This is a genomic window from Arthrobacter sp. S2(2024), from assembly GCF_036662515.1.
Taxonomy (GTDB): domain Bacteria; phylum Actinomycetota; class Actinomycetes; order Actinomycetales; family Micrococcaceae; genus Arthrobacter.
The window spans coordinates 536,085-560,809 of sequence record NZ_JAYKZI010000002.1 but is presented as its reverse complement, the minus strand read 5'-3'; the positions used below and the strand labels follow the sequence as shown (position 1 = coordinate 560,809).

Annotated in this window: 27 protein-coding genes; 15 read left to right on the top strand and 12 right to left on the bottom strand. The window is 62.6% G+C overall.

Annotated elements, in window-relative coordinates:
- Window positions 1–53: 53 nt before the first annotated feature.
- The 4 genes from VLA65_RS06250 to VLA65_RS06235 form a co-directional block, all read right to left on the bottom strand.
- The gene (locus VLA65_RS06250; protein WP_284991836.1) at window positions 54–992 is read right to left on the bottom strand and encodes a carbohydrate ABC transporter permease; all 939 of its coding nucleotides are present in this window, start codon (window positions 990–992) and stop codon (window positions 54–56) included.
- Complete coding sequence (locus tag VLA65_RS06245; RefSeq protein ID WP_306958971.1) at window positions 989–1,939, bottom strand: carbohydrate ABC transporter permease; 951 nt, start codon at window positions 1,937–1,939, stop codon at window positions 989–991. Before VLA65_RS06245 ends, VLA65_RS06250 begins: the two co-directional genes overlap by 4 nt.
- A gap of 250 nt (window positions 1,940–2,189) precedes the next feature.
- Window positions 2,190–3,650: a chlorohydrolase family protein gene (locus VLA65_RS06240; RefSeq protein WP_332602046.1), complete on the bottom strand. Its 1,461-nt coding sequence runs from the start codon at window positions 3,648–3,650 to the stop codon at window positions 2,190–2,192.
- Window positions 3,651–3,686: 36 nt separating this feature from the next.
- The gene (locus VLA65_RS06235; RefSeq protein WP_332602045.1) at window positions 3,687–4,385 is read right to left on the bottom strand and encodes a FadR/GntR family transcriptional regulator; all 699 of its coding nucleotides are present in this window, start codon (window positions 4,383–4,385) and stop codon (window positions 3,687–3,689) included.
- 114 nt (window positions 4,386–4,499) lie between these two features.
- Between VLA65_RS06235 and VLA65_RS06230 the strand changes: the two genes are divergently transcribed.
- The 15 genes from VLA65_RS06230 to VLA65_RS06160 all read left to right on the top strand — a co-directional run bounded on the left by VLA65_RS06230 (window position 4,500) and on the right by VLA65_RS06160 (window position 17,602).
- Window positions 4,500–5,609, top strand: coding sequence for a sugar phosphate isomerase/epimerase family protein (locus VLA65_RS06230; protein ID WP_332602044.1), 1,110 nt, complete (start codon window positions 4,500–4,502; stop codon window positions 5,607–5,609).
- Window positions 5,606–6,493 carry an ABC transporter permease gene (locus VLA65_RS06225; protein WP_084784298.1) on the top strand — a complete coding sequence of 296 codons (888 nt, stop codon included), beginning with the start codon at window positions 5,606–5,608 and terminating at the stop codon, window positions 6,491–6,493. The genes VLA65_RS06230 and VLA65_RS06225 overlap by 4 nt, the downstream gene beginning before the upstream one ends.
- 10 nt (window positions 6,494–6,503) lie before the next feature.
- Complete coding sequence (locus tag VLA65_RS06220) at window positions 6,504–7,520, top strand: ABC transporter permease (protein ID WP_307052499.1); 1,017 nt, start codon at window positions 6,504–6,506, stop codon at window positions 7,518–7,520.
- Window positions 7,520–8,575 (top strand): ABC transporter ATP-binding protein, encoded by a 1,056-nt coding sequence (locus VLA65_RS06215; RefSeq protein WP_332602043.1) that lies wholly within the window; start codon window positions 7,520–7,522, stop codon window positions 8,573–8,575. Before VLA65_RS06220 ends, VLA65_RS06215 begins: the two co-directional genes overlap by 1 nt.
- Window positions 8,572–9,417 (top strand): ATP-binding cassette domain-containing protein, encoded by an 846-nt coding sequence (locus VLA65_RS06210; protein WP_332602042.1) that lies wholly within the window; start codon window positions 8,572–8,574, stop codon window positions 9,415–9,417. The genes VLA65_RS06215 and VLA65_RS06210 overlap by 4 nt, the downstream gene beginning before the upstream one ends.
- Window position 9,418: 1 nt before the next feature.
- Entirely contained in the window at window positions 9,419–11,038 is a 1,620-nt protein-coding gene (locus VLA65_RS06205; RefSeq protein ID WP_332602041.1) for an ABC transporter substrate-binding protein, read from the top strand.
- Window positions 11,039–11,121: 83 nt separating this feature from the next.
- On the top strand, window positions 11,122–12,162 hold the full coding sequence (locus VLA65_RS06200) for a sugar phosphate isomerase/epimerase family protein (RefSeq protein WP_332602040.1): 1,041 nt from the start codon (window positions 11,122–11,124) through the stop codon (window positions 12,160–12,162).
- 105 nt (window positions 12,163–12,267) lie between these two features.
- Window positions 12,268–13,215, top strand: coding sequence for a P1 family peptidase (locus VLA65_RS06195; protein ID WP_332602039.1), 948 nt, complete (start codon window positions 12,268–12,270; stop codon window positions 13,213–13,215).
- Between the two features lie 257 nt (window positions 13,216–13,472).
- On the top strand, window positions 13,473–13,694 hold the full coding sequence (gene infA / locus VLA65_RS06190; protein ID WP_009358723.1) for a translation initiation factor IF-1: 222 nt from the start codon (window positions 13,473–13,475) through the stop codon (window positions 13,692–13,694).
- 75 nt (window positions 13,695–13,769) lie between these two features.
- On the top strand, window positions 13,770–13,883 hold the full coding sequence (rpmJ, locus tag VLA65_RS06185; protein WP_011775570.1) for a 50S ribosomal protein L36: 114 nt from the start codon (window positions 13,770–13,772) through the stop codon (window positions 13,881–13,883).
- A 192-nt stretch (window positions 13,884–14,075) separates the two neighbouring features.
- Window positions 14,076–14,453 (top strand): 30S ribosomal protein S13, encoded by a 378-nt coding sequence (gene rpsM, locus VLA65_RS06180; protein ID WP_011775569.1) that lies wholly within the window; start codon window positions 14,076–14,078, stop codon window positions 14,451–14,453.
- A 44-nt stretch (window positions 14,454–14,497) separates the two neighbouring features.
- Window positions 14,498–14,899 carry a 30S ribosomal protein S11 gene (gene rpsK / locus VLA65_RS06175; RefSeq protein ID WP_028265083.1) on the top strand — a complete coding sequence of 134 codons (402 nt, stop codon included), beginning with the start codon at window positions 14,498–14,500 and terminating at the stop codon, window positions 14,897–14,899.
- Between the two features lie 142 nt (window positions 14,900–15,041).
- The gene (locus VLA65_RS06170) at window positions 15,042–16,052 is read left to right on the top strand and encodes a DNA-directed RNA polymerase subunit alpha (protein ID WP_011692778.1); all 1,011 of its coding nucleotides are present in this window, start codon (window positions 15,042–15,044) and stop codon (window positions 16,050–16,052) included.
- A gap of 66 nt (window positions 16,053–16,118) precedes the next feature.
- A complete protein-coding gene (gene rplQ / locus VLA65_RS06165) occupies window positions 16,119–16,679 on the top strand; it encodes a 50S ribosomal protein L17 (protein WP_284991839.1) in 561 nt (186 codons plus the stop codon).
- Between the two features lie 32 nt (window positions 16,680–16,711).
- Window positions 16,712–17,602, top strand: coding sequence for a tRNA pseudouridine synthase A (locus VLA65_RS06160; protein ID WP_332602038.1), 891 nt, complete (start codon window positions 16,712–16,714; stop codon window positions 17,600–17,602).
- A gap of 171 nt (window positions 17,603–17,773) precedes the next feature.
- Here VLA65_RS06160 and VLA65_RS06155 read toward each other — a convergent pair whose 3' ends face one another.
- The 8 genes from VLA65_RS06155 to VLA65_RS06120 all read right to left on the bottom strand — a co-directional run bounded on the left by VLA65_RS06155 (window position 17,774) and on the right by VLA65_RS06120 (window position 24,678).
- On the bottom strand, window positions 17,774–17,965 hold the full coding sequence (locus VLA65_RS06155) for a Flp family type IVb pilin (RefSeq protein WP_307052504.1): 192 nt from the start codon (window positions 17,963–17,965) through the stop codon (window positions 17,774–17,776).
- A 30-nt stretch (window positions 17,966–17,995) separates the two neighbouring features.
- Window positions 17,996–18,871: a type II secretion system F family protein gene (locus VLA65_RS06150; protein ID WP_332602037.1), complete on the bottom strand. Its 876-nt coding sequence runs from the start codon at window positions 18,869–18,871 to the stop codon at window positions 17,996–17,998.
- Between the two features lie 12 nt (window positions 18,872–18,883).
- Window positions 18,884–19,837, bottom strand: a complete 954-nt coding sequence (locus tag VLA65_RS06145; RefSeq protein ID WP_332602036.1) for a type II secretion system F family protein — start codon at window positions 19,835–19,837, stop codon at window positions 18,884–18,886.
- On the bottom strand, window positions 19,834–21,162 hold the full coding sequence (locus VLA65_RS06140; protein ID WP_332602066.1) for a CpaF family protein: 1,329 nt from the start codon (window positions 21,160–21,162) through the stop codon (window positions 19,834–19,836). Before VLA65_RS06140 ends, VLA65_RS06145 begins: the two co-directional genes overlap by 4 nt.
- A 149-nt stretch (window positions 21,163–21,311) precedes the next feature.
- Window positions 21,312–22,517: an AAA family ATPase gene (locus VLA65_RS06135; RefSeq protein WP_332602035.1), complete on the bottom strand. Its 1,206-nt coding sequence runs from the start codon at window positions 22,515–22,517 to the stop codon at window positions 21,312–21,314.
- A complete protein-coding gene (gene cpaB, locus VLA65_RS06130) occupies window positions 22,514–23,281 on the bottom strand; it encodes a Flp pilus assembly protein CpaB (protein ID WP_332602034.1) in 768 nt (255 codons plus the stop codon). The genes VLA65_RS06135 and cpaB overlap by 4 nt, the downstream gene beginning before the upstream one ends.
- 39 nt (window positions 23,282–23,320) lie before the next feature.
- Window positions 23,321–24,295 (bottom strand): TadE/TadG family type IV pilus assembly protein, encoded by a 975-nt coding sequence (locus tag VLA65_RS06125; RefSeq protein ID WP_332602033.1) that lies wholly within the window; start codon window positions 24,293–24,295, stop codon window positions 23,321–23,323.
- Window positions 24,283–24,678, bottom strand: a complete 396-nt coding sequence (locus tag VLA65_RS06120) for a TadE/TadG family type IV pilus assembly protein (RefSeq protein ID WP_332602032.1) — start codon at window positions 24,676–24,678, stop codon at window positions 24,283–24,285. The genes VLA65_RS06125 and VLA65_RS06120 overlap by 13 nt, the downstream gene beginning before the upstream one ends.
- Window positions 24,679–24,725: the final 47 nt, after the last annotated feature.

Here is a 24,725-nt window from a genome sequence, read left to right as displayed (position 1 = left end):
GTCCTCTCAAGGATGCAAAGGTGGTGATGGGGTTGTGTGGACGTGCTGTGCTGTTAGCCGGTGACGCTGCCCTGGGTGAGCCCGGCAACGATGTAGCGTTGCAACGCTGCGAAGACCAGGAGGATGGGAATGATCACCAGGACAGCTCCTGCCATCAAGATCCCCCAGCCTGCGCCGTTTCCCTCGGAGTTTTGAAGGAGAGTCAGGCCGACCGGGAGGGTCATGGTTTCCGGGCGGTCCGTGATGATCAGGGGCCAGATGTAGTCGTTCCATTCGCTGACGACGGTGACGAGGGCAACGGTGGCGATCGAGGGGAGCGAAACGGGGACAACCACTTGCCAGAGCCTGCGCCAATGGCCCGCACCGTCGATTTCCGCCGCTTCGAGGATGGACCCCGGAAGGGTCTTGAAATGCTGGCGAAGGAGGAAGGTTCCGAAGGCCGTGCCGAGTCCCGGGAGAATGATTCCCCACAGGGTGTTCTTCCCGCCGATTCCCGCGATCAGGATGTAGTTGGGGAGGATCGACACCTGCGGCGGCACCATCAGGGCCACGAGGATCACGACGAAGATGACGTTCTTGAACGGGAAACGGACAAAAACCAGGGCGTAGGCCGTCAGGATCGCCAGGATCACCTTGACCGTGGAGCCGACCGTGGTGACGATCAGGCTGTTCAGGAAGAACTGTGCGAACGGCACAGTGGTCATGGCCGTGTGGTAGTTCTCCAGGTTCAGGCCCTGCGGGAGGATCTTGAGATCCGTGGTGACGATCTCGCCGGGCTGCTTGAAGGAACTCAGCAGCATCCACAACAGCGGCAGGACTACCACGAGGGTGGCCACGATCAGCGGGATGTAACCGCCTGCCAGCGTCTGGATGAGGTTCGCGCGGGAGAACGGCTTGTCGCGCCGCGCCGGCAGGTCCGGACCGCCGTCGGGAGCTTTAAGGGTCCCGACGCCGCTCGCGGGGTTGGGACTGACGGGGGAGAGCGTGCTCATGAGTAGTGCACCTTCCGTTCGACGAACCGCAACTGGAGCACGGTGATGATGAGCAGGATGGCGAACAGCACCACTGAAATGGCGGCGGAGTAGCCGGCTCGGTTGTAGGCGCCAAAGGCCTGCAGATAGGCCTCGTAGATCAGGGTGCTGGTGCCGTTGCCCAGCGGCGTCATGATGCGGATCAGGTCGAAGGCCTGAAGTGAGCTGATCATCGTGGTGATGAGCAGGAAGAACGTGGTGGGCGAGAGCAGGGGAACGGAAATGCTCATGAAGCGGCGGAACCCGTTGGCTCCGTCCAGGGAAGCGGCCTCCATGACGTCCTTCGGGAGCGATTGGAGCCCGGCGAGGTACACGACCGCGCAGTAGCCCAGGTTCTTCCAGACGTAGACGATGATGACCATCGCGAGGGAGAGTTGCGGATCGTTGATCCACTGGGGACTTTGCTGGCCGATGCCGCGGAGCAGCCAGGACAGCACGCCGTATCCGGGATCGAAGATGAACAGCCATACGAGGCCGACGCCCACTCCACTGAGGACGTAGGGGGCGAAGACGGCAGAGCGCGCAAATGTGGTGCCGCGGACCTTCGCGTTCAAGGCCAGGGCCACCAAGAGGCCCAGCACCATGGAGCCACCGACGGTGACCACGGTGAAGATGAGCGTGGTGCCGAGTACTTGCGGGGCGTCGGAGCTGGTGAAGAAGGTGACGTAGTTGTCGAGGCCCACGACGGTGGCCGAGGTGGAGCCCAGGGTCCAGTCAAGGGTCGAGTAATACATGTTGTTGATGAGGGGCAGATACGTGAACACCGCGATCAGCGCCAAGTTCGGCAATGCCAGTGCCAGGAATACGAAGAAGTCGCGTCGGGTTCGGCCGGACCAGCGTCCCCGGCGCTGAGGGGCCGGGACAGCCTGCGCGGTGGCCGCGGGGCTGCCAGTCAGTTGTGTTGTCATGGGGGTCTCTAACGGTTCGCAGATATCGGGGCGCGCCGGACTCGGACTGGTGGGTCAAGGGGGCGGCTAGTTTTTACCTCACCACACGCAAACACCTGTCAAGTCACAAAAGGGGGCGTTCGCGGGATTGTTGGACAAGCCTTCTGCGCTCGTTCACTCGATGTTTCGTGGCGGATGGGGCCGTGTTTACATTCGAGGCACGACTACCGTTTGTTCCCAGGCCGCCGAAGGTCCTGCGCGCTGCGCGGGTTCAGCGCAGGGGAAAGCTCGGCGGAAGGAGCTCGTGGATGGGGCGGCGGGCGTAATCCGAGTCGCTCAGCGAGGCAATGTACTGGTTCAGGAATGCCTGGGCACGTTCCCGGTAGTCGCTGGTGTCCACGGTGACGATTTCGCCCCGGTCCACAATGGTGCGGCCGGCCACCACTACCCGCGTGATGTCCCGTCCGTCCGAGTTCATGATGAGTGTGCGGATGGGGTCGGCGTACGGACCAATATGGCTGCTGCTCAGGTCCAGGACGAAGTAGTCGGCCTGCGCTCCAGGTGCCAGCCGGCCCAGATCGGAACGGCCGAGGGACTCGGCGGGGTCCAGGGTGGCCGAGCGGAACAGGTCTGCGGCCTGGGCGCTTGAGCGGTCCCCGGTGAGGGTCTTGGTCATCCCCATCGCCAGGTCCATGGCCCGGATCATGTTGGGCGGGGCTGAGTCGGTGCCCAGTACGATCCGCACCCCGCGGTCGCGGTAGGAGTCATAGTTGTCGAGCATCCCGCCGTAATGTGCCATGGGGATGGGGCAGAGCAGGACCGACGTTCCGGACCCGGCGAGCAGCGCCAGATCGTCCCCGGTGCCTGCGGAGGCAGGCATGTGCGGGTGCCCGGGGATGGCCCAGGCGTGGGGGATGTAGGTGCGTTCCGCGAGGAAACCGAGATCGGCCAGGTAAGGGAGTGGACGCCGTCCCGTGCGGGCGATCATCGTCTCGACCTCGAAGAGCCCCTGGGCGGCGTGCAGGCGCACGGGGACCTTGAGCTCATCGGCGGCTTGCCGGGTGAGGCGGAGGGTCTGTTCGGTCTGCGTTTCGATCCGGGCCGGTAGCAATGCCGCCCGGATCAAACCATGGGCCCGCCCTTCGTAGTCCTGGGCGAAGCGAACGGCTTGGTCGAGGCCGTCGAGGCCGCGCCGTTCGTCCTCATGGAGCATCACCCGCTTGCCGTCCGTATAGGGGACTGCCGTACGGTAGCTCGGCCCCAGGTAGGCCCGGACGCCGAGGTCTTCCACAGCGGCGGCCGTGTCGGCAAGGTCCTCATAGTCCTCGCACCATTCGTGGTAGCTCTCGGACGCAATGGGCATGAGCGTGGTGATGCCGTTGCGGACCAATTGGGACAGGGCGAACTCGCGTCGGAACCGTGCCTGCTCGCGGGTGAACACGGCTCCGTGGTCCCCCAGGTAGGACTCGGACCAGACGAGGCCGAGCCGCCGGCCGGGATCCGGCCAGGAATCGAAAAGGGCGTGGTCGATATCTGCGAGGGCGTTCAAGTCAATGAATCCGGGGGACACGATCGCCTCCCCGGCGTCGATGTCAATGTCCACTTTCCCGGGGTAGTCCCGGCCCACGAAAACAATGGTTCCGTCCTCGTGGACCAGCTCCGCGTCGGGCAGGATGCAGTGGTCGCCGTCGGCATAGCCAATGATGAAGGCGGCCTTGATGCGCGTGATCACGGCTCTCCTTGATGGTGTTGTCGAGGTTCGGAGATCCTAGGACCCGGTGGAGCCGACGGGCTTGCCTTCCAAATCCGAAGCCTGGTTGTCCAGGATCGCTCCGGCCACCAGCATGGCGTCCTGTGTGGAGCGGTCGCGGATGGCGTCAAAAAGCTCGTCATGGCTATCGTGCTCGGCGTGGGCAGCACGGTTCAGGCCCTCGGGCGATGTCCACGAACCGTCGATGCTCTCCGCGAGGGAACCATAGATGCCAGCCAGGAGCTGGTTGTGCGCGGCGCCCACCACGGCCCGGTGGAAGTCGATGTCTGCCAGCCGGAATCCGCCCTCGTCGTGGGCTTCCGCGGCGGCGCGGCGTCGATCGAGCGCGTCCTGGAGCTTGTCCAAGTCCTCTTGGTCACGACGCTGTGCGGCGAGGGCGGCGGCAGGAATGTCAAGGCTGCGGCGGACTTCGATGGCTTCGAGCCGGTCCGCTCCCTGGAGGCCTTTGCGGAGGGCGACTTCTTGCTCGTCTACGGCGGCGACAAAGGTTCCGTCACCTTGCCGTGTCACGAGGAGTCCCGCGTGTACCAACGCGCGGAGGGCTTCCCGGAGGGGTGCCCGGCTGAGGCCCAAGGCCTTTCCGAGCTCCGGCTCTGGCGGAATACGGTCTCCGAGGCCCCATTCGCCCTCCCGGATCCGCAGGCGGATGTCATCGATCGCATCGTCGACGACGCTGCGCCGGCCATTCACCGTCATGGTGCCCTCCTTGCTAGGCAATTCGCCGATCCACTTCCGTCAACGAAGCGTCTCATATGGGGCTCGAAAAATCCACCCTTTCGTAAGACGTCTTACGAGTGTATCTTGGCAAACATGACCCAGATCACACACGTGCTACCTGATTCACGGGCCCTCGGCGCCGGCGAGCTGCCGGAGACGCGGCTGGGAGTCCAGTTCACCCGCTACCCTGGCCACGAAGACCGGCCACTGGTGGAATCGCTTCGGGCCGCCTTGGACGACGGCTTCACCCTGGTGGTGCTCAACAGCATCTCTGCGGAACTTTCGAGCGAAGCGCCCGGCCAACCGAACAAGGCCGGAGAACTGCACGAGGTTGCAGAGGAAGCCCGGCATGCCGGCGTCGAACTCCAGCTGGGCTTGGGCTGCGCAGGGCCGTTCGATGATCCCGCCATGGTTCGGGCCGGACTGAACAGGACCCTGGTTCGCGGCCTGGAACTAGGCGTCACTGAGTTCTTTGTTTACACACGGTCAATTCGCGAAGGGGCCTCGGAACAAGGCAGGTTCCTCGACCACCCTGCCCAGCTCCGGCTCATCAGGGCGAACCTCGAGACGCTTGCGTCCACAGCACGTGACGCCAGGGTCCACATCAACGTCAAGACCCATGAAGACCTGGCTTCACCTGAAGTGCACGCATTGGTCCAGTCCTTGGACCCCGCAGTCTTCGGAATCGGATTCGATGTGGCCAACCTGGTGGTTCGTGGAGAGGATCCTGTCGATGCGGCCCGGGCGCTCGGGCCCCAGGTCCGGATGACGCATTTGGAGGACGCGGTCCTGTTCCCGCTGCCGCACGGCTACCGACGTCGCCTGCGGGCGGTGGGCGAAGGAGTTTTCGACTGGGAAGCGATACTCGGCCACCTTCTCCGTGCCGGGGTGCGCGACTTCACCCTGGAACAGCACCGGGGAAAGTTCGACGCTCCGGTTTTCGACCGCTCGTGGTTCACCCACGAACCCCATCTCGACGCTGCGGGGCTGGGCCAGTTGGCCCGGCTCGGTGTTGCAACGCACGACGGCGTGGCGCGCGGGCGTATCCCGGCGCTCGCCGACTGGGACGACGAGCCCGCCCCCGCCGAGCGCCGTCGTCAACTGCTCCACAGTGCCGCCACTGTGCGGACGATCCTCACATCAATGGGTGCCGGCGTGAAGAAGCCGGCCACGATCCTTTCCGGAGAGGAAGGACTCTCATGACAGCCATTGCCGCCCCACAGATCGTTGTCCCGGTCAGAAGGAGACCCTTCAGGAGCTTCCTTCGTCGGGACAGGGCATTGACCATGACCTTGTCGTTCCTGGCCGCCCTCATTGTGGCCACCTTGATTGGCCCCTTGGTCTGGCGCGTGCAACCCGATGCCATCAACCTCGGCGCCGTCCTGCAGTCTCCAAGCCTGGGACACCCTATGGGCACGGACGACACCGGGCGGGACGTGTTGGCCCGGGTCCTGGCGGGTGGGCGGACGTCGATCCTGGCCGGTCTGACCATTGCACTGATCGGCGCGGTCGCCGGGTGTATCGCTGCCCTTTTGGCGGGATCGATGCGCGGCTGGGTAGACACGCTCTTTACCTGGCTGACCAACTCCATCCTCTGCTTCCCTGCCATCCTTCTGGCGATGGCGATCGCGATGGCACTGCAGCCGGGAGTCACGGCGGTGGTCATCGGGCTTTCGCTGCACTCGTTCCCCTGGTACATGCGGACGCTTCGCGGGGAGGTGATGCGCTTGTACGGCCAGGACTTCGTTCGCTCCACCGTCGCGCTCGGAGCACACCCCGCCCGCGTGCTGTTCCGCCACGTTTTCCCGCACCTGGTCCCGATCATGATTCTGCAGATGGCCGCCGTCTTCGGTGCGTCGGTGCTCTCCCTGGCAGCCCTCGGTTACCTTGGCCTCGGCGCTCAACCTCCGACGGCCGAATGGGGAGAAATGATCACCGATGGCCAGCAATTCTTCCTGACCGGTCAATGGTGGATCGCGGGCTTCCCCGGCCTGGGCCTGCTCCTTGCCGTCAGCCTGACCACCATGATCGCGGACAGGGCCCGGGAAGTCCTGGATCCACGCGGCGAATTCATCCAGGCGAAATGAGGCTTTTTCGATGATTAGCACCATTTTCAAACGGCTCGGCATAGCACTGGCCACGGTCTTCGGGGCTTCGATCTTCGCCTTCATCCTCCTCCGCAAGGTTCCCGGTGACCCGGCCCGGGCCATTGCCGGCGATGCGGCCACCGACGACGCCATCGCGGCGCTGCGGAAGTCCATGGGACTCGATGACAACCTCTTCGTCCAGTACGGGAACTACATGGGCTCGCTCCTCCGCGGTGACTTCGGCTTCTCTTACAGCACCGGCAACAGCGTCGGTAGCCTCCTTGCCCAACGGCTGCCGGCGACGATCGAACTGGGGCTGCTGTCAGTAGTCATTGCCATTGTGGCGGCGGTCCTCGCCGCGAGCATCGCAGTCTACTCACGACGCCGCTGGCCGGACCGGTTTCTTCGCATCGCATCCTCCCTGGCCATGGGATCGCCACCCTTCTGGATCGCCCTCCTTGCCTTGCTGGTTCTCTCGATCCAGCTCGGGATATTCCCGGGTCCTGAAGGCCGGCTGTCACCCGGGATGCTCCGTCCGCCGAACGTCACCGGCATGTTTACGGTGGACGCCCTGCTTGCGGGACAGTGGGGGACTTTCGCCAATGCGAGCTGGCACCTGATCCTGCCCGCAACGATTATCGCCTTGGGTCCGTTCGCCTTCCTCAGCCGGCTGTACCGGAACCAGCTTCGCGGCACGCTGCGGGAAACCTTCGTCACAGTCGCCCAGAGCCATGGCCTCCGCAGGTTCCCGGTCTACTCGCGCCACGTGGCCCCGCACGGGCTGTTGGCACTGTTACCGGCTGCTTCGCTGTTGTTCGCCGATCTCCTGGCTGGAAGCCTGCTGGTCGAGAAAGTTTTCGGATGGCCGGGCATAGGTTCCATGACCGCCGACGCCATCATCCAGAAGGACTTTGCCGTGGTCCAGGCGGTACTCCTTTTGGCCGCCATCCTCTACGTGGTAGTCAGCCTCGTCTCGGACCTCGTCATGACCGCGGCAGATCCCCGCACCCGAGTAGGAGCCCGCTAATGTCGCACACCAACGCACTTCCCTTTCCTTCCCGAAGCATTGCCAGCGACGGGATCCCGGGCCAGGCGCCCGTCCTGAGCGTCAAAGGACTAACAACCAATTTCGACACTTCCTCGGGAACCGTCCACGCGGTGCGGGACGTGTCCTTCGACCTCTACAAACGGCAGCGATTGGCGATCGTCGGCGAATCGGGTTCCGGGAAATCCGCCCTCGCCATGTCCCTCGTGGGGCTCGTTCCGCCACCGGGCCGCATTGTGGGCGGCAGCGTCAAGCTCCACGGGACAGAGCTCGTGGGCCTTGACGACGCCGGGATCTCCAAGATCCGGGGGCGGGACATCGGCCTGGTATTCCAGGACCCGATGGCTGCCCTGGATCCCCTCAAGACCATTGGAACCCAGTTCGTGGAGACCATCCGGGTGCACCAGGACGTGTCAGTCAAGGTGGCCCGGCGGATGGCCTGCGAACTCCTTGCCGAGGTGGGCGTCAACGATCCGGAACGGAGGATCGCAGACTACCCCCACCAGTACTCCGGGGGGATGAGGCAGCGCGTGCTCATCGCCATGGCCATCGCCAACGATCCCGCCGTGGTCATCGCCGACGAACCGACGACGGCCTTGGACGTCACCACGCAGGCGCAAGTCCTCGACCTCCTGGCCAAAATCTGCGACGAACGCGGCAACGCGCTGGTGATGATCACCCACAACCTGGGGATCGTGGAAGAACTCTGCGACAGCGTCAACGTCATGTACGCGGGACGGTTCGTCGAATCCAGCAGCACCCGGTCACTTTTCGGCACGCCGGCCCACCCGTACTCGAAAGCGTTGCTGGACTGCGTCATCGACCCCGCTACGGCCAAGCGCGGCGCGTTGCCGGCCATCCCCGGCTCGCCCCCGGACCTTTCGGTCGATGAGCCCGGATGCCCGTTTGTGTCCCGATGCCCGATCGGCCGGGACGAACTACGGTGCGCAACGGAACGACCCGAGTCGCGCACCTTGGCGGGCGGCGCCGTCGTCCGCTGCCACTTCGCGAGCGATACCCCAGGAGATGCAGCATGAGCAACGCAGCCACAGCCCCGCTCTTGCGGGTGGCGAACCTCAACAAGTCCTACGGCAGGGGTGTCGGTTCCAGGAACAGGACCCAGATCCTGCGGGATGTCTCCTTCGAACTACGACGCGGAGAAACACTGGGGCTCGTGGGGGAATCGGGCAGCGGCAAGTCCACCACGGCTGCGTGCGTCATGGGCCTGACCGCGGTGGATAGCGGACTCATCGAGTTCGACGGCGTGGACCTCACCTCCTTGTCGAAGCCGGAGATGCGGCGGATGCGCAAACGCATCCAGATGGTGTTCCAGGATCCCAACGGATCACTCGACCCGCGCTTCACGGTTGCCGACCTCGTGGCAGAGCCGCTGGTCATCCACGGGGTCTCGGACCCGTCGGAACGCTCGCGCCGGGTCGAGGAAGTGCTTGACCGCGTCGGGATCACCCTCAAGCAGGCACAGCGCTATCCGTTCGCGTTTTCCGGCGGTCAACGCCAGCGGATTGCGATTGCCCGGGCGCTGGTCCTCAATCCGGACCTCGTAGTCCTCGACGAACCGGTGAGCGCGCTGGACGTCTCGATCCAGGCCCAGGTCCTCAACCTCCTGAGCGATCTCCAGGACGAGCTGGGGTTGACCTACTTGTTCATCGTCCATGACTTGGCGGTGGCGCGGCTCATGAGCCATCACATCGCCGTCATGAACTCGGGACAGATCGTGGAAGCCGGAACCTCAGAGGACGTTTTCGACAACACCACCCACCCCTATACCCGTGCGCTGCTGGACGCGGTCCCGGGCGCTCGCCGTCGGGCCAAGGCCCTTGCGGCGGCCGGTACGGCCGTAGCCGTGGAAGGAAAGTGAAATGAGGACCTTGCCCTCCCTGCGTACCCTGACGAAGAGGACGACGGCGTTCCTCGCCGCCGCGGGCCTGCTCGCCCTGGCGGGCTGTGCCAGTCCGGCCGCTTCGTCCGCCCCGAGCAGCCGGCCCTTCACCGTGAACTGGGCCACGACGCTGACCAACATTGATCCTGCATTCGTGTGCGCCGGCAATGAGAACAGCTTCGCCAGCAACTTTTACGCCCGGCTCGTCAAGCTCGACGAGGATCAACAGCCCGACGGAACGCTCGTGGCCAACACGGACCCTGCCCGCGTCAAAGGGGACTTGGCCACGTCCTGGACGGTTTCCCCCGACGGGAAGGCTTACACCTTCTCCTTGCAATCGGGAGCCAAGTTCGCCAACGGCAACCCTTTGGATGCCGAGGCCGTCCGGTACTCGATCATGCGGAACCTCACCATCGGTGGCTGCGGATCCCTCGGCCTGCAAATCGGCCTGACGGACCCGCCCCTGATCAGCCGCGTCGTCGTAGTGGACGCCCAGACTGTCCGGCTCGAACTTTCACGTGCCTACCCCGCAATCCTGGTGACGTTGGCGCAGAGCCGCGGATCGATCTATGACCCGAAAGTCATCAAGGACCACGGCGAGGACAAGAAGGGAGTGCCCAATCAATGGTTGGCCGCGCACACCGCGAGCAGCAGCGGGCCCTATGTCCTGGACGAGTACGTGGCCAACAACTACGCGGTGCTCAAGCGCAATCCCAACTATTACGGCCAAGCCGCCAAGGAACCGGTGGTCCGCGTCAACTTCATCACCTCGATCCCCACGTTGATGCTGCAGGCACGCCGGGGCGAGGCGGATGTGACCCTGGGGCTGCCGCCATACGTGGTTCACGAACTAAGCCAGAACGACTGCTGCACGGTCACCGCCGCCCCCGCTTTTGCCCCCGTCACGGTGTCCTTCGACAACTCATCCGGCGTGACCTCGAATCCGAAATTGCGCGAAGCGCTGACGTACGCGGTGCCCTATGAGCAGATCAAGGCCAGCGTGGCTTACGGCTACGCGGACAGCTACTATGGCCCCTTCGTTCCAGGAACACCAGGATTCGACCCGCAACGCTCGGCCGCCCGCCCCCTCGACAAGGACAGGGCACGGGCCTTGGTCAAGGAGTCCGGGCTGGTGAACCCCCAGATCGACCTCATGATCAACCCGACATCGCCTGGGGTCTCCACGCTTGCGACGATCCTGAAAGCATCGTGGGAGGACATAGGCGTCACGGTCAACATCGATTCGCAGACGCCCACGGCCTTCGCCACGAAGTTCAACACGGGGAAATACCAGTCTGCGCTGCTGTTCGAGAGCGCCGGCGCGGTGGCTGCCTACGAACTCCGCAAGAAGATGACCTGTGGCAGCAGCTTCAACAACCAGCACATCTGCATCCCAGGGACGCCGGACCTCATGAAGAAGCTGGACAACGCCCCGGATCTGCAGTTGCAGCAGCCGTACATCAACGCGCTGGTGGACGCGTGGCGGGCCAGTTCGCCCACCATCATCCTCTACCGTGCGCAATTCACGGCGGTGCTGGCCCACTCGGTGAAGGCCTTCGACTACGCCTCGTCAACCACTTTCTACAACTGGGGACGGTAGGGGCGACCTCCCTGGATACCGCCGGGGCTCCGGAGAGCACCGCGGCGGACAAGACAACACGAAGAACTAGCTAAGGACGCGAAATGCGAATTGGTGTCGATGGAAGCAAAATCCCCCACGAAGCGGACGACTCGGCGATCCGTATTCTCGAGCGGGCGCACGGCATGGGGATGGAAGGGGTGTATTTCCGCAGCGTCATGGACGTCTCCCCAACCCTGGACCGCGGCTTGCTGGCAGAGGTCCGGGACTGCGCGGATTCACTCAACCTCTACCTCCAAATGGGCCTCGCGAAGGTCAACCCGTACGCGACGGCTGAAGCTCCGAACGTCCGCAGGCTCGGCGATGGCGACTACACGCGCGGCATGATCAAGATGATCGAGGCCGCGCATGAAGCCGCCGGCGTGACGGACTTGTGGGTGGCGTGTGCCAACTACCAGCGCGGCATGCCGGGCTACTACGTTTTCGACCGCTTCCGGACCGACGCGCCGTGGGCCGACCAGCTCGTGGCGATCGAGAAGTTCCTGCGGCTCCTTGCCCCGGTGGCCCGGGACCACGGCGTGCACATGAACATCGAGACACACGAAGAGATCACGAGCTATGAAATCGTCCGCCTGGTGGAAGCCGTGGGGCCGGACGTCCTCGGGGTCACCTTCGACACCGCCAACGTGGTGGTGCGAGGGGAAGACCCTGTGGCTGCTGCGCGTCGCGTTGCACCGTACACCCGGGCCACGCACTTGCGGGATTTTGTCCTCGGTGAACAGGACGGCGTCTTTGGCAGGGTCTTCGCGCCGATCGGCCAGGGCTCGATCGATTGGGACGCGGTGCTCGGCATCCTGCACGCCGAGAACCCGGACCTGCCGCTCTCGATCGAGAACGCAGGTCCCACCCTGCATTTGCCGATCGGCCTCGACGATCCTGAATGGATTGCCATGCACCCTGACCTTGATCAGGACGAGGTGGCCAGCATCCGGGGCATGGCTGCCGAGTACGCGGAACGGACGGAAAGGGGCGAGGCGCCGCGGATCAGCGACTTGCGCGCGGCAACTTACGACGGTGCGCACTTCATCGACGTCTCGGCGAAATCCCTGAGGGACGCACTGTCCCGGATCGGAGCCGCGGTGTAGGCACGACTGCGCTGTCCCCCAAGTAGCTCGCAGTTGTTGTCGTTTAGACGCTTCAGAATGACATTAACTGCCAGTCAGTTGGGCGGGGAGGAGCAGAATAGGCCCATGACTTCCAAGATCACTGATGTGCCGGGAATCCGGGTGGGACATGTCCAGCGGATCGGCGACGGCTGGCTCAGCGGGGTGACCGTTGTCCTTCCTCCGCCCGGGACTGTGGGTTCCGTGGATGTGCGCGGCGGCGGGCCGGGCACGCACGAGACGGACGCCCTCGATCCCACCACCCTGGTGCCCACGGTCGACGCGGTCGTGCTCACCGGCGGTAGCGCCTTCGGTTTGGTCACGGCGCACGGCGCCCAGCGATGGTGCGAAGAACAAAGACGCGGTTTCGCAGTGCCGGGGGGAGTGGTACCGATCGTTCCGGCCGCCGCGATCTTCGACCTGGGTCGCGGCGGTGACTTCGCCGCCCGCCCCGACGAAGCCATGGGATACGAAGCGGCAGGCGCGGCTGCGGCTTCAAGCGAGCACGCCGACGTCGGGCGCGGAAACGTCGGTGCCGGCACCGGTGCCGTGATCGGCCGCGGCGCGTTCAAGGGGGGAGTGGGCACCTCGTCCATCACCCTGGACAGCGGCGTGGTGGTGGGTGCGCTCGCAGTGGTCAACGCGCTCGGGCTGCCTTTCGGCATATCGTCCCCGCAGGCGGAAGCCGGCACCTCCGAACCGGGGCCCCCGGCACTGAACACCACGCTCGTCGTCGTCGCCACCAACGCCGTCCTCGACCCGGCAGAATGCAAGCGCACCGCAAGTGCCGCACACGCCGGCCTCGCCCGGGCGTTGAGTCCTTCCCATACCCTCGCCGACGGCGACACCGTGTTCGCGCTGGCGACCGGCGCCGTCGTGCTTGACCGCAGTTCGGAACAAGCGCGGCAAGTCTCGCTCATCACCCTGCAAAGCGCGGCGGCCGACGCCGTCCGCCTGGCTGTCCTCAACGGTGTCGCGGCTGCGGAATCCATCACGACGGCGGCAGGCACCTACCCTGCCTACGGCGCGGTTTAGCGGGATCCAAGGGGGTTCCGCGGCCAGGGGAAGCGTGACACCGTGCCGGTGTCTGCGCTAGCATGGGCGGATTTAACTTTCGCGCCGTCTTGGCGTAGAGTTGTCTGTTGGTTGTCTGCACAGCCACGCCCATTTAACAGGTCGCGAGTCCTGCTTCGTGGAGTGGCAGGGGCCGGACGGTCAAACAAACAAAAAACGTCCGCAGATTTTCCGGTGCCTAACCGGAGGGCTGCGGCAAACAACAGTTAGCGGAGGATATGGCCAAGAAGGACGGGGTCATTGAGATCGAGGGCGTTGTGACTGAGGCGCTGCCCAATGCGATGTTTCGCGTTGAGCTCACCAACAAGCACATCGTTCTTGCACATATCTCGGGGAAGATGCGACAGCACTACATCAGGATTCTCCCTGAGGACCGCGTAGTGGTGGAGCTAAGCCCTTACGACCTCACACGTGGTCGCATCGTCTACCGCTACAAGTAATTGCTGGGCGGCAGCCTTGGGAAACCCGGGTAGTTGCCGCTCCAGCCGACCAACTGCAACACGCAAAGGAACGCCATGAAGGTCAAGCCGAGCGTTAAGCAGATCTGCGACAAGTGCAAAGTGATCCGCCGTAATGGCCGGGTCATGGTGATCTGCGAGAACCCGCGCCACAAGCAGCGCCAGGGCTAATTCCCCGCAAGGGAACTAGCGCCCGCGAGGGCAAACCTGGGTTGCTAACCCACGCAAGTAAATAAAGGCAGCACAAGCTGAATTGGGACGTATGGAGCCCGGACAGCTAACCCCCGGTCGGAGGCTGGGGCCGCACTGAAAGTGCGGGTGTACTGCCTACGACCTCCGGTTTATTCAAGGAGTACTGCCACTATGGCTCGTCTCGCTGGCGTAGACATTCCCCGCGAAAAGCGGTTGGAAATTGCGCTTACTTACATCTACGGCGTGGGCAAGACCCGTGCACACGAAACCCTGGCTGCCACCGGCATCAGCGCTGACGTTCGCGTCAAGGACCTGACTGACGCCGAACTGGTTCAGCTGCGTGACTACATTGAAGGCAACTACAAGGTTGAGGGTGACCTTCGCCGCGAAGTAGCAGCAGATATCCGCCGCAAGGTTGAAATCGGCAGCTACGAAGGCCTGCGTCACCGCAAGGGCCTGCCCGTACGCGGTCAGCGTACGAAGACCAACGCTCGTACCCGCAAGGGCCCGAAGCGCACCGTCGCCGGCAAGAAGAAAGCCGGCCGCTAGAAATAGCGCCGACTTTCCCCCGATAACTTTCTGTAGGAGAAATAATGCCCCCGAAGACTCGTGGCGCGGTTCGCAAGCCGCGTAAGAAGGACAAGAAGAATATCGCGCTTGGCCAGGCGCACATCAAGAGCACCTTTAACAACACCATCGTGTCCATCACGGACCCGAACGGTGCTGTAATCTCCTGGGCTTCCGCCGGTGAGGTTGGATTCAAGGGCTCCCGCAAGTCCACCCCGTTCGCCGCCCAGATGGCTGCCGAGGCTGCTGCAAAGCGCGCCCAGGAGCACGGTCTGCGCAAGGTTGACGTGTTCGTCAAGGGACCGGGATCCGGACGCGAGACCGCAATCCGTTCGCTGCAGGCCGCTGGCCTCGAGGTTGGCTCCATCCAGGACGTCACCCCCAGCGCCCACAACGGTTGCCGCCCGCCGAAGCGCCGCCGCGTCTAATTGGATTCTTGGCCTTGCCGGCCGGGTCCGCCACGGAACAGCCTGACTGTTCCGTGGCGCCCGGCCGGCAAAGCCGGAACCAAGCCGATTTCCACCACCTGTGTTGCGTCATATAGCGGATGCTCGCCGAAAGGAAACCTAAGTGCTTATTGCACAGCGCCCCACTCTGTCTGAAGAAGTAGTCTCCGAGAACCGCTCGCGTTTCATCATTGAACCGCTGGAACCGGGCTTCGGTTACACCCTCGGAAACTCCCTCCGCCGTACCCTGCTCTCCTCCATCCCCGGTGCTGCTGTAACCAGCATCCGGATCGATGGCGTGCTGCACGAGTTCACCACGGTTCCGGGTGTCAAGGAAGATGTCACTGAGATCATCCTGAACATCAAGAACCTCTCCGTGTCCTCCGAGCACGATGAGCCGGTTGTTGCATACCTGCGCAAGCAGGGCCCCGGAGTCGTCACGGCCGCGGACATCGCTCCGCCGGCCGGCGTCGAATTCCACAACCCGGATCTGCACATTGCCACGCTGAACTCGAAGGGCAAGTTCGAACTCGAACTGACCATCGAACGCGGCCGCGGCTACGTTTCGGCAGCTCAGAACAAGTCCGGCGACTCCGAGATCGGCCGTATTCCGGTCGACTCGATCTACTCGCCGGTCTTGAAGGTTACCTTCCGCGTGGAAGCTACCCGTGTTGAGCAGCGCACTGACTTCGACAAGCTGATTGTCGACGTCGAGACCAAGCAGGCTATCGCCCCGCGCGACGCCGTTGCTTCGGCAGGCACCACCCTGGTGGAACTGTTCGGTCTTGCACGTGAGCTGAACACCGCAGCTGAAGGTATCGAGATTGGCCCGTCGCCGACGGACGCTGCCCTGGCAGCCGACATGGCACTGCCGATCGAGGATCTGGACCTCACCGTCCGTTCCTACAACTGCCTCAAGCGTGAGGGCATCCACACCGTGGGTGAACTCGTTGCCCGCTCCGAGGCTGACCTGATGGACATTCGTAACTTCGGTGCGAAGTCCATCGATGAGGTCAAGGCAAAGCTGGTTGAACTGGGTCTGTCCCTCAAGGATTCCCCTCCCGGTTTCGATCTTGCAGCCCGCGCCGCAGCCATCGAAGAGGACGACGCCGCTTTCAGCGACGACGAGCTCTAACAAGCAGATCTTGGCCACCGAGTCCACGTTCGGACCCGGACGGCCTTCATTACAGGAGAAATTACTATGCCTACCCCCACTAAGGGTCCGCGCCTCGGAGGCGGTCCGGCTCACGAGCGCCTGATGCTCGCGAACCTGGCAGCATCGCTGTTCGAGCACAAGCGCATCACCACTACGGTCACCAAGGCCAAGCGCCTGAAGCCGTACGCAGAGCGCCTCGTGACCTTCGCCAAGCGCGGCGACCTGTCCTCCCGCCGTCGCGTACTCGGCCTGATCAGCGACAAGGGCATCGTCCACGAGCTGTTCACCGACATCGCCGGCGCCGTTGCCAACCGCGATGGTGGCTACACCCGTATCACCAAGATCGGCAACCGCAAGGGCGACAACGCTCCCATGGCTGTCATCGAGCTGGTTCTTGAGCCGGTTTCCCCGAAGCAGGCTGTAGTTGCCGAGGCAACTGCCGCTGCCAAGAAGGACGCTGAGAAGGCTGCTCCGGCCGCCGAAGAGACCGCTCCGGTTGCTGAGGAAGAGGTCGTTGAGACCGAAGCCGCAGAGACCGAAGCCGAGGCTCCTGAAGCTGAAGCTGCTGAAACCGAAGAGGCTCCGGCCGCTGAGGAAAAGAAGTAATTCACTGAATTCTTCACAGTAGACTTAAGTCTATGAACGAACGAAAACCCGCTGCCCCCGTTTTGGGGGGCGGCGGGTTTTTGCGTGTCCGGATGGATCTTTCGTACGACGGCGGCCCTTTCAACGGGTGGGCGCTCCAGCCCGGTCTCCGGACCGTGCAGGGATCGCTGGAGGAGGGGTTGGCGCTGATCGTGCGGCGCCCTGTGCGGGTCACCGTGGCGGGGCGGACCGACGCCGGTGTCCACGCCCGGGGACAAGTGGCGCACATTGACCTGTCCGAGGCCGAGTGGGACGGGCTGCCGAGGGGACACGAGATCGACCCCGCTGCCGCGTTGTTGCGGAGGCTTCGCGGCGCCTTGAGCCGGGTCCTTCAGGATGAAACCGGCGCCATTGAAGTGCACGACGTCGGATTGGCGCCGGACGGTTTTGACGCCCGCTTCTCAGCGTTGTGGCGTCGCTACAGCTACCGGATCGCCGATGGGCCGGAACGCTGGGATCCTGTCTTGCGCAGGCTCACCCTCTGGCACAAGGCGGAGTTGGACGAGGCCGCGATGAACGCGGGGGCCGCGACGCTGCTCGGGCTCCAGGATTTCCGCGCCTACTGCAAGCCCCGTGAGGGAGCCACCACTATCCGCGAACTGCAGCGGCTAGAGTTCGTCCGCGGCAACGACGGCGTACTGCTCGCCAATGTCCAGGCCGACGCGTTTTGCCACAACATGGTGCGTGCGCTGGTGGGATCCGCATTGCGTGTGGGGGAGGGCCTGGAAAGTCCGGAGTGGCTGCACGAGCGTTTGCTTGCGGGGGTCAGGGACGCCAAGTCCGTGCTTGCCGCGCCGCACCCCTTGGTGCTTGAGGAAGTGGCCTATCCCTCTGACGACGAACTGTTTGCACGGGCCGAGCTGACGCGGGCACGGCGGGAGTAGCTTGGGGGGCGTCCACCCCGGACGGCCGGCCGTTGACCGGGGCTTGGACGTTGGACGGCCCCCTCCCGGTTCTGGGTACCGTGGAGGGGGCCTGCGATGACCGCCCACGGTTCTGGGTTCGCGGGTGGTCGGTCAATAGCGCCCCAGATGCGCTGGTCATGGGAGCCGTTCTTAGGGCAGGCCCAGAGCGGTCTTCACTCCCGTGGCCAGTGTGCTGAAGTAGGCGTTCAGGGCCGTTCCGAACAGTCCTACTCCGGCGATGATGACCATGGCGATGAAGCCCACCAGAATTGAGTATTCTGTGGCCGTTGCACCCTGCTCGCCAACCAAGATGCTGACTAGCTGCTTGAACCGTCTTTTCATATCGATCACCGTCTGTTCGTTAGTGCGACGCTAGGAGAACGCAGCGATGATGTTCATGACGGCTGGACCCAGCAGGATGATGAAGAGCGTAGGAAAAATGCAGAAGATCAGAGGAAAGAGAATCTTCACCGGAATCTTCATGGCATATTCTTCGGCCCGCTGACGGCGCTTGGTCCGCATTTCCTGTGCCTGTGCCTTGAGGACTTTGGCAATGGCAATACCGTAGGCGTCCGCCTGGACAACCGCCCTAATGAAACTGCGAACGTCGGGAACATCTACGCGCTGGGACATATCGAGATAGGCGTCTTTACGGCTGCGCCCCACCTGAATGTCCTGAAGGGTCCTGATGAACTCGTCCGCCAGCGGTCCCTTGCCGTTCTCCGCAGTACGGGCCATGGCGGCTTCAAAACCCAGCCCCGCTTGGACGGAAATCAGCATTTGGTCGAGCGAATTTGGCAGTTCTAAGCGAATTGCCTCTCGGCGCTTCTGAGCGTTGGAACGAATGAGAATGTCTGGAACAAAATACGCGACTGCCATCACTGCGATGCCGAGAAGAAGCCTTCCAGCCGATGGATCGCCCAGAAACAACAGCACCCCCAAGACGCCGCCACCGAGTGCGAGTAATGGCTTAACCATGAGGATCCGGCCTAATGGCCAGTCCTTGGGACGACCAGCTCCTGCCAGTTGCTTGTCGAGCCAAGCGACGTACCCCACAGGCGCAAGCTGGCGTGAAATGTTCGTCAAACGATCGCCAAGGTTGCTGGCTTGTGGTGCAGCAGCCGAGCGGCCACCGAGATTCGTCCGAATGTTGCGTATTCCTACCCTGTCGCCAGTGAAAGCGAGCCAGACCATCCAAGACACCGGGGCCACGATGGCCAACATTGCTGCATAAGCGAAGAATTGCATGGTGGATCCCTCCTAGTACTTCGGTTTGATGAGCCGGCTCAACCACCATGCGCCAACGCTGAGCATGACCGCTGCGGCAGCAAGCATGAGGTATCCAGGCACGGTGGACGTGAAGGTATGGGCATAGCTCGGGTTAATGAATAGGAGTGCGATGAACATAACCACGGGGAGGGCCAGAAGCACGAGCGCGGACATCCGCCCTTCGGCACTGAGGGCCCTGACCTGGCGGTGGATTTGGTTGCGGTCGCGAATGGTTTCGCCAACGTGATCCAATACTTCCGCCAAGTCTCCGCCAACTTCACGGTGGATCTCGATCGCTTGTGCTAACCAATCGAAGTCCTCGCTCCTTGTCCTCATTGCGACGTCGGTCAGGGAAGCTCCCAGATCCCGGCCGATCCGGGTTTCGTTGACGATCCTGCTCATCTCCTCGGCCATTGGTGCTTCGCTCTCTTGGGCGAGAGCGTCCACTGCCCTCAAGAGACTGTGCCCTGCGCGCATCCCTCCGCTCAACATTTGGATGGCATCCGGTACTTGTTCATCAAATCTCGCTGTGCGCCGGGCAGTAAGGACGCTCAGGAACGCCACCAGGGAAACCACAGTGAGAAGGCACATCAGTACTGTGAAGACCAGGCCGCCGAGCAGGAAACCGATTGAGCCGGCAAAAACCACTACGATTCCAGCAATCAAGATGTAGTCTGCTGGTTGCTTCTTCAAACCCGCAGCATCCAGCCTCTCTCGCGAAAGATACCCGCCAGATTGCGTGTGAATGCGTGTTTGGATAGCATTTCTGGCGCCGTCCGTGATCAGGGTCAGTGCAGAAGTGCGGATCGGTGAATCGGGGCGGCGCCTTTCGGCATCGAGGGTTCTCTTTGACTTGAGCACCACCAGCACGAGCAGAAGCAAAGCAACGTACACCAAGCCCAACCCGGCCGCCAGCATAATGGGTTGGCTTCCCGAGTCACTCATCGCAAGCCTCCAACCATCGGCGCTCCGAACACAGCTGGGGAGATAGGAATCCCCAGTTCTACGAAGCGGTCTGTGAAGCGGGGACGGACTCCCGTAGGAATCGGCTTGCCGAGGAACCGGCCGTTGGCATCGACGCCTGCAGAGTAGTCGAACACGAAGGCGTCTTGGAGAGTCACGATGTCGCCTTCCATGCCCTGGACCTCGGTGATGTGGGTGACTCGACGTGTTCCATCGCGCAGGCGGCTAATGTGCACGATCAAGTTCACGGCGGAAGCCACTTGTTCGCGGATGGCCCTGAGCGGAAGGTCCATTCCGGCCATAAGCACTAGAGTCTCGAGGCGTGCGACGGCGTCCCGGGGGGAGTTTGCGTGAACAGTCGAGATGGAGCCGTCGTGGCCTGTGTTCATGGCTTGAAGCATGTCAAGCGACTCTCCTCCACGAACTTCGCCCACAACGATACGGTCAGGACGCATACGGAGGGAGTTGCGCACGAGATCTCGGATGGTGACCTCACCTCGTCCCTCTATGTTGGCAGGCCTGCTCTCGAGGCGCACCACATGCTCTTGTTGAAGTTGTAATTCGACCGCGTCCTCAATGGTGACGATCCGGTCCTCAACCGGAATGAACGACGAGAGGACGTTTAACAGGGTCGTCTTCCCAGTGCCCGTACCACCGGACACGATGATATTCATCCGAGCCAGGACACAGGCTCTCAGCAGTTCCGCCATTTCCGGCGACAGACTGCCAAATTCGATGAGTTTGTTCACCGTGAGTGCTTCGCGGCCAAACTTTCGTATGGTCAGCGAAGGCCCATTGACGGCGAGCGGCGGGATGATGGCATTCACGCGGGAGCCGTCGGGTAGCCGTGCGTCGACGAGTGGAGACGACTCATCAATTCGCCGCCCAACCCTGGACACAATGCGCTCAATGATTCGCCGCAGGGCCTCGTCAGAGGAGAATTTGGCCTCGGTCTTGTACAGCCGGCCATACCGCTCGACGTAAATGCTGTCGTATCGGTTCACCATGACCTCCGTAATTTCCGGATCGTCCAGGAAGCGCTGGATGGCGCCATGACCGAGGACGTCATCGATGATCTCCGCAGTGAGGCGCTGCCGTTCTGCTGACGTCAGGGGCACCTGTTCTTCGTCGACAACAACCTTCAGCTCGTCCCGCACATATTGATGCAGTTCCGCCTCGTCAAGGGAGGAATCGGAGAGCCTGGAGCCGAGGCGTTCAAACAGGGCCTTGCTTGCCCGTTCTTTGAGGTCACCGAGTGCTTCACTGGCCAGGATCGTCGACGTCGTGTTTTCATCGGCGTGAGCCATGGTGTTCGAGGACTCAGCGGCTTTTGCTTCTTGGATACGGCCGAGGGTCGCAGCTATTGGCGCAGCCATTTCCGGGGGAACGGTCGCAGCGTCTTGTGCTGCGCCGGAACCGGCGTCGTACCGACGACTTTCGAGTCTGCGTGAGAGGTTCACCGGACAACCGCCCTTCTGTGCATCTGCTTGTGTTCTCGCTCGTCCCAATTGGGCTTAAACCGATTCACCAACAGGCGTAGGCCCTTGGTGGCGGCATCTCGTGCTCCGTCCTGCAGCAGCGGGACGCCTTTGTTCGTGGAGAAAGGAAGGGTCCGTGATCGAGGAATGGCGACATCCACAGGAACCCCAATGGTCGCTTCGACGTCCTTGAGGACTAGCCCACTCTTAGGGTCGGCCATGTTCAGGACGACGTGACGGTGCTGGGGGAGTAACTGCAGTTCGTCGAGAATACTGAGTCCCGTCCGCAATCCGCGAATGCTCGGAATATCCATACCGCACACCCATACTGCATCAGTGGCGCTCTCCAAAGCGGCGAGAACATGCTCGCCGAGCCCAGGAGCGGTGTCGATGACGACATATTGGAATTCGTGCCGCAACTGTTCCAACAACCTGGAGACGTGCTGGGCCGTGATGCGATCCATTTCCACAGGATTGCGCGGCGCGCACAGAGCATAAATGCTGGCCGGATGGACGCTCAAGTAGGTCTTGAGCACCATGGAATCCTGGCTGGCTGGACCTAGTACGGCGTCCGTGATGGTGTGCTCGGGGTTCAACAGCAATCCACTCGCCACATCGCCGAACTGGAGGTCCAAATCTACGATCACCACACCCATGGGCGCCAAGGCTCCAAGCCCGACGGCCAGGTTCGTGGCAACTGTTGTCTTGCCCACCCCGCCCTTCGGTGACATGACGGCGACGATTCGCCCACCCGAAACCTGGGAGGGAGTCTCTATGGCGTTGGGGGCAAGACCTCTTCGCCGACCTGCGGCAGCAAGGCTTGCCCGCTCCACCATCACGCGGATGGTGTCCGAGTCCGCTGCGGGGGAGAGCAGGTCTCGCACCCCGGAGCGCATCGCGGCCAGGACTAATGACTCGCTCTGTTCTGCGGCCAGCACCACACTGATCTCTGGAAACTGGAGATCCAGCAAGGAAGCGTGTTTGAGAGAGTCATTGATTTCCAGCCCCGGGCCCAAGATCAGCACCTCAGGCGGTTCGCCGAGGAGCTGGTCCAGGATCTCGCGTGGACCTGCCGGCAAGTAGTCGGCCTGGAACCATTGGAGGCTTCCGCTCATTCCGGCGGTTGCCGAGCGGACTCGGCGTTCGAAATCAAGATCCGGAGTGATGAGAACGAAGCGGCTCATTTGAATACACTTCCCCGATCGATGACTACTGTTGCACCGGCAGCTGCATCCGACGGCTCTTTGCTCAGGTAGATCGTGCCGAACTCAACGGCGTACACGATCTTTTGCACATCGACGGCCGAGCGTGCCACCGTGACGAGGTAGCCACTCCCTGAGCCTGCGGTCTTGTTGGCGTTCAAGGAACCGCTGCTTGTCTGGGAGGTGGAAGTTGAGTTGTCTGCAATCGTTCCATTGGAGTCCTGCACTGCGGTGACCAGGACTTTGTGGAATGTAAAGTTTGTCTGGTCCGGGGAGCTGGATTTGTCATCGGCCTTGAAAGACAGCATTACGCCGACTGTGTCACCGGCCTTCACTGTCCCACCGACAGCGCGTTCGATTGGCAGCTTGATGGTGACCTCCTGAAGTCCGGCAGGAACCTCAACCCGGCCTGGACCTGCCAAGCTATTTGGGTTGACCATCCGGGTTGCAAGCAATTGCTCGCCAGGCATGAAGTCAATCGCCGACACCTTGGAACCCAGATCTCCCAGGTTGTTGACGCTGTCCGCTGCAATTGCCGCCTTGGGCACGGACTTCTTGATGACAGAATCCCCGAATTTGGCGGTAGGGGTTCCGGCGGGAATTTCTTTCTGAATGACGTAGACGTCTTCGGTCTCCGTATTTGCCAGAGCGCGCTTGTCGGCGCCTTGGACGTATAACACGAGCATCACTGTTCCAATGATGGCTACGACAAGCGCAGCGATGCCTCCCAGTAGGCGTGTTTTCACTGTTCTTCCTTCCCAGATGCGCTCGTCCAAGAGCGCGGTTTATTGGATGAGTTGCGGCGGAAGATTGGCCCCGCCTTGGGTGTATCCCCCTCCCTGGTACACAGAGGGATCGGCAATCCAGCTGACAAAGTACCCGCGGACACCGTTATTGCTTCCCCCGAGGCCTGTTTGATCGCCGCCGGTCATACCGGGGAAGTTGTACCCGGTCAGATAGAAAGCGGCATATCCCTTGATGTAGTACTTACCTCCAGCGCCGCCCGCCGAAGCTTCTGTGAAAACGGGGAAGGCAACCACGGTGTTCAGATAACTGCTGATGAGGGGCTTGCACTCTTTTGGCATGCTCAACCCCGTCTTGCTCTGCGCGTAGGGATCCACTACTCCGCTTGTTGACGGATCATCTGGATAAACCTGCGCGGCGCACTGGCCGGGCACGGGCGTTAGCCATTCGAATCCGCCAGGGATGACCTGGCCGGACGGGCTGTCACTTACGCAGGTGGTTGATCCGTGGGTGAGAATCGTCTGCGTGGCGCCATTGATGTCGAATTGGCACGGAGCGAAGGCAAGAGGCAGGATGGCGGGGCCGGATCCAGGGCCGCCCCACGTCGCAGTGGCTTGGGCACCGACCGTCACTGGGCCGGTGTTGAGGGCGCTGGCGAACATTTTGCTTAGGTAGCCGGCTCCGGTGGTGCCGTCTTTGGTGGATGTTGTGACAGTTACCTTGCCTGGCACGCTCAGATCCACTGACTTCACGGTGCTGGCGCCGTCGTTGGCATTGGAGTTTGCGAGGGGGGCGGCCAATGACGTATCGCATGATCCCTTGGCGCAACTGTTCGCGACGGCGAGGGCTCCGGAGTCCGCCCCGTTCTGTAGCTGGGCCCGTTCCGCGTATATCTGACCTACATCGACCGCGACAGCGCCCACCCCGATGAGCGTGAGCATCATGAGAGCGACCATGACGCCCGCAGCTCCGCGTTCTCTGTCCTTCGGATCCTGACATCGGGTCAGCCGTTGCATTGCATTGCTCCCTTGCCTGTGACGGTGAGACTGGAGCCGAAGAATCCGGTGAGAGATTGGCCACTGTACGTAGTGGTCACGGTGACGGTGGGCGGAGGACTGCCTGCTGCGCAGGCCCCCGAGTAGCTGAAACTCAGCTTGGAGGTGTCGAGCGATGGTGCTCCGGCCTTGCCGGCCGCTGTGGCCTTGCTTGTGTCGTTGGTGATTGCCATGGTCCGCGCGGCTTCACGGGATGCCTGAGTGACGGAAACCTGGATGTTGTAGGCGTTCGAAAACTCGACAACGGCGATGATCAGGGACACTAGGATTGGCGCGACGAGCGCGAATTCTACGGCGACCGCGCCGCGTTCACTGTTCCTGGAAGACTTGATCCTGCGTTTCAAAGGATCCCCCTGGGTAGACGCTGTTTGATGACAGCGGCAGAAATGGA